A 4,553-nucleotide genomic window follows, 5' to 3' on the forward strand; every position below is an offset into this window, starting at 1 on the left:
GAGGGCCGCGCGCAGCTCGGCGTCGCCGGCCCCGGGGCGGGCCAGGGACAGGTTGTCGCGCAGGGTGCCGGCGAACACGTGCTGCTCCTGGGTGACGAGCACGACGTGGCCGCGGAGCTCGTCAAGGGACAGCTCGACCAGGCCGACTCCGCCGACGGTCACCGACCCGGACCGGGGCGCGTTGACGCCGGCGAGGAGGCGGCCGAGGGTCGACTTGCCGGCGCCGCTGGGGCCGACCACGGCCAGCCGCTCCCCCGGGCGCAGGTCGAGGTCGACCCCGTGGAGGACGTCGCGGCCGGGGGTGTAGGCGAAGCGGACGTGGCGGGCGACCAGCCGCTCGCCGTCCGGGTGGTGGCCGGTGACCTCCCGGTCGGCCGGGACGTGGGCGACCCCGAGGAGGCGGGCGAAGGCGGCCCCGCCGATCTGGAGGTGGTCGAGCCAGGACAGGATCACGTCGAGGGGGTCGACCAGCTGGCGCATGTAGAGGGCGACGGCGGTGACCTGGCCGACGCTGGCCAGCCCGCGGGCGTGGAGCAGGCCGCCGGCCAGCACGGCGGTCGCCACCGGGAGCAGATAGGCGCCCTCGATCGCCGGGAACCACACCGTCCGCAGGAACAGGGTGTAGCGCTCGGCCCGGTACTCCTCGCGGATGTCGTCGTCGGTGCGGCGGATGCGGCGCTCCTGGAGCCGCAGCGCCTCGATGGTGCGGCCCCCCTCGACCGTCTCGGCGACCCCGCCGGTGAGCCGCGACCAGGCCGCCATCTCGCGCAGGTAGCCGGCCGGGGCCCGGCGCAGGTACCAGCGGGTCGACAGCCACAGCAGCGGCACCACGAACAGGCACGACGGCACCGTGACCCAGGGGGAGGCGAGCAGCGACGCGGCCACGGTGAGGGCGACGGTGACCACCGCGATCAGGGTCTCGGGCACGGCGAAGCGCACCACCTCGGCGACGTCCTCGACGTCGCGGGTGGAGCGGGCCAGCAGGTCGCCGGTGCCGGCCTCCTCGACCGTGCCCAGGGGCAGGGCGAGCACGCCGTCCAGAAACTCCTCGCGCAGCTCGGCCAGCACCCGCTCGCCGAGGACGTAGGAGGCCAGTCGGGCCACCCGCACCAGCACGACCTGGGCGACCAGGGCGGCCAGCACGGCCAGGGCGATCCTGTCCACCCGCCCGGCGGCGGTGCCGCCGGTGACCTCGTCGACGAGCACGCCGAGCAGGGCCGGCCCGGCCAGCCCGGCGAGCGCGGCCGCGGCGTGCAGCCCAACGGCCAGCGCCATGGCGCGGCGGTGGCGGCGGGCCAGCGCCCGGGCCCGCTCCCGGACCTGGGCGACGGTGGCCACCGGCAGGCCGGCGGGCGCCGCGGTTCGGCCGGGCGCGCCGGTGCTCATGCTTCCTCCCCTCGGGTGACGACCGCGCGGTAGCGGGGGTCGGTGTCGAGCAGGTCGCGGTGGGTGCCCTCGGCGACCACCCGGCCGCCGGCGACCAGCGCGACCGTGTCGGCCCGGTCCAGCAGCAGCGGGCTGGTGGTGCAGACCACGGTGGCGCGGCCGCGCCGGGCCGCGACCAGCCGGTCGGCGATGCGGGCCTCGGTGTGGGCGTCGACGGCGCTGGTCGGCTCGACCAGGACGAGGATCTCGGGGTCGGCGGCCAGGGCGCGGGCCAGGACGAGGCGCTGGCGCTGCCCGCCCGAGAACGACCGCCCCCGCTCGGCGACCTCGGTGGCCAGCCCGTCGGGCAGCGCCTCCAGCACGTCGGTGGCCGAGGCGGTGTGGATCGCGGACAGCACCCGGCCGGGCGGGGCGGCGCCGGTCGGGTCGAGCTCATCGGCCAGCCGCCCGGTGAACAGGCGCGGGTCGTGCTCGCTGACCAGGACCCGGCGGCGCACGACCTCCAGCGGCAGATCGGCGAGGGCGGCCCCGCCGAGCCGGACGTCGGCGTCGGCGAACCGCCCCAGCCGGTCGGCGATGGCGGCGGCCTCCTCGGGCACCCCGGCCACGACCGCGGTGAGCCGGCCCGGGGCCACCACCAGGCCGCTGCCGGTGTCGACCAGCGCCGAGCCGGGCGGCGGCTCCGCCGCCGTCGACCCGGAGACCAGCTCGGGCTCGAGCGCGAGGACCTCCACGGCCCGGCGGGCGCCGACCAGGGCCCGGGTGAACTTGTCGGCCGCCTCGGTGACGGTGCGGACCGGCAGCAGCAGGAAGGCCGCGTAGCCGTAGAAGGCGATCAGCTCGCCAACGCTGATCGCGCCGGTGAGGGCCAGGCGGGCGCCCAGCCAGGTCACCACGACCACGAACACGCCCGGCAGGGCCACCTCGGCGGCGTCCAGCAGCGACTGCACCCTGGCCGCGGCCACGCCGGCCGCCCGCACCTCCCGGGAGGCGGCGGCGTAGCGGCCGGAGAACGCCTCCTCGCCGCCGATGCCGCGCAGCACCCGCAGCCCGCTCACCGTGTCGGCCCCGACCGTGGTCAGGGCGCCGACCAGCTCCCGGTGGCGGGCCCGCCGCCGGTGCAGGGGGCGCAGCAGGGGCCCAACGGCGGCCGACAGCAGCGGCACCCCGGCCACCACCAGCAGCCCCAGCGTGGTCGAGGAGCGCAGCATCAGCACGGCGACGACCACGAAGGAGGCCAGGGCGCCGGCCAGGCGGGCGACGATGTCCATGGCCGCCCCGACCCGCTCGGCGTCGTGGCTGCCGACGGCGGCGACCTCGCCGGTGGGGACACGCCGGGGCAGCGACCCGCCCAGCCGCACGGCGTGGCGCACCAGCAGCTGCTGGACCCGGTAGGTGGCGGTCAGCCAGTTCACCACCGCCGTCCGGTGCCGCAGGATCCCGGCCGCGGCGCTGACCACCCCCGCCCCCAGGATCAGGGCGGAGCCGCGCACCAGGTCGGCGGTGTCGCCCCCGGCCACCCCCTGGTCGATGGCCTGGCCGACCAGCGCCGGCACCACCGCCAGGGCCCCCATCCAGCACACGCCGTAGACGATCCCGAGCGCGAGCGTGCCGATCTGCCCGCGCGCCACCCACAGCAGGAAGCGGGTCGGCGAGCGCAGGTCGGGCGAGCCGGGATGTCCCAGCGGCAGCTCACGCATCCCCCGACCGTAGCGGCGCCGTTCGCCGCTGGGTACCGAATTACGGTCGTGCGCGAACCCCGCCCGCCGGCTATGGCCCTCAGGTGGGGCGGGTGGCGGTGAAGCAGAACTGGACGCAGGCGAAGAAGAACTCGCCCCGCTTTCCCAGCTCGCCCAGCTCGGCCGTCCAGGCGGCGGCCTCGTCCTCGGTGACGCCGTCACGGCCGGCGACGTACTGCTCGACCAGGGGGACGATGGCCGCCCCGTAGGCGTCGGGAGTGAGCTCGGTGGTGGCGAAGGTGTGGCCCTCGGCGGCGACGTCGGCGAACCCGGCCGCCCGCAGCCGGGCCGCCAGGGTCCGGGGCAGGGACGGGTCGGCCAGGTGGCCGTCCCAGGCGTGCAGCACCCGGGCCATCCGGGCCGGGTCGGTGGAGTGCCAGGACACGGTCGACCAGTCGACGTCCCAGATGACCACCCGGCCGCCCGGGGCCACGGCCCGGTGCAGCTCGGCCAGGGCCGCGTCCACGTCGGTCACGTACTCCAGCACCTGCACCGAAAGGGCGGCGTCGAAGGCGCCGTCGGGGACCGGGAGGGCGGTCGCGTCGGCCAGCCGCAGGGCGACGTTGTCGCGGCCCTCGGTGCGGCGCCGGGCCAGCTCCAGGGTCTGGGGGCTGGCGTCGACGCCGGTCACCGACCCGGTCGGCCCCACCTGCTCGACCAGCTCGGCGACGTAGAAGCCGGGGCCGCAGCCGACGTCCAGGACCCGGTCGCCGGGACCGGCCTGGAGGGCCTCGCGGACCAGCCGGCGGCGGCGCAGGACGTCGCGGGTCCGGTACAGGGTCTCCAGCTGGGCGGCGAGGGCCTCGTCGAAGACGAGCTGGCTCATGGGGTCCTCCTCCGGGTTCGCGGGGCGCTCGCGGCGCCCGGTCGCTCCTGCCCTGTTTGCGCCAGAGCCCCGCCAGATCCCGCCAGAACCGCGGCCGGCGCTCAGGTCAGCCAGGTTACCGGCTCGGCGGGCTGGTACGCGCACGACGACCCGGTGGTGATGCTGGCCTGGAGGTGGGCGGCCAGCTCCGGGTGGACGGCGGCGATGCGGGCCATGCTGTAGCGGATGCGCTCGGTGACGGCCTTGCGGGCCCGCTCGGACGGGTCACCGAGGCCGCGGTCGCGGCCGCCGAGGCCGAGAGCGGCGGCCAGCTCGTAGGCGATGGCGTCACGCTCGGCGCGCGCCTTCTCGGCCCCGTCGGGATCGCCCCGGTCCTCGGCGTCGGCGACCTCCCGGTCGAGGGCCTCGAGCCGCCCCCGGTAGGCCTGCTTGGCCTGGTCGTCGAGGACGGCGTCGGCGCCCATGGCCAGGTCGGCGCGGGCCGGGCGGCCGCCGCCGGACAGGGCGACCAGCTCGGCCGCCGGCACCGGCCGCCCGGGCCGGGACAGCAGGACGGCCAGGTCGCGCATGCCCTTGGCGTCGGGCAGCCGGGCCGTGCGGCC

4 protein-coding genes are annotated in these 4,553 nt (G+C 77.5%); all 4 read right to left on the reverse strand.

Annotated features, from left to right (window positions below):
- Positions 1–1,386, reverse strand: a 1,386-nt coding sequence (locus VF468_20730) for an ABC transporter ATP-binding protein (GenBank protein ID HEX5880716.1), incomplete at its 3' end; no start/stop codon positions are given.
- Positions 1,383–3,086, reverse strand: coding sequence for an ABC transporter ATP-binding protein (locus tag VF468_20735; GenBank protein HEX5880717.1), 1,704 nt, complete (start codon positions 3,084–3,086; stop codon positions 1,383–1,385). The genes VF468_20735 and VF468_20730, both read right to left, overlap by 4 nt.
- A gap of 79 nt (positions 3,087–3,165) precedes the next feature.
- Positions 3,166–3,951, reverse strand: a complete 786-nt coding sequence (locus VF468_20740) for a methyltransferase domain-containing protein (protein ID HEX5880718.1) — start codon at positions 3,949–3,951, stop codon at positions 3,166–3,168.
- A gap of 101 nt (positions 3,952–4,052) precedes the next feature.
- On the reverse strand, positions 4,053–4,553 hold a 501-nt coding region (locus VF468_20745; GenBank protein HEX5880719.1), incomplete at its 5' end, for an ATPase.

Source organism: Actinomycetota bacterium (genome assembly GCA_036280995.1).
Taxonomy (GTDB): Bacteria; Actinomycetota; CALGFH01; order CALGFH01; family CALGFH01; genus CALGFH01.

What these genes read in the sequence shown, in the direction of transcription:
- VF468_20735 (HEX5880717.1), bottom strand. Translation starts at nt 3,086, where the DNA reads ATGCGTGAGCTGCCGCTGGGACATCCCGGCTCGCCCGACCTGCGCTCG.
- VF468_20740 (HEX5880718.1), bottom strand. Translation starts at nt 3,951, where the DNA reads ATGAGCCAGCTCGTCTTCGACGAGGCCCTCGCCGCCCAGCTGGAGACC.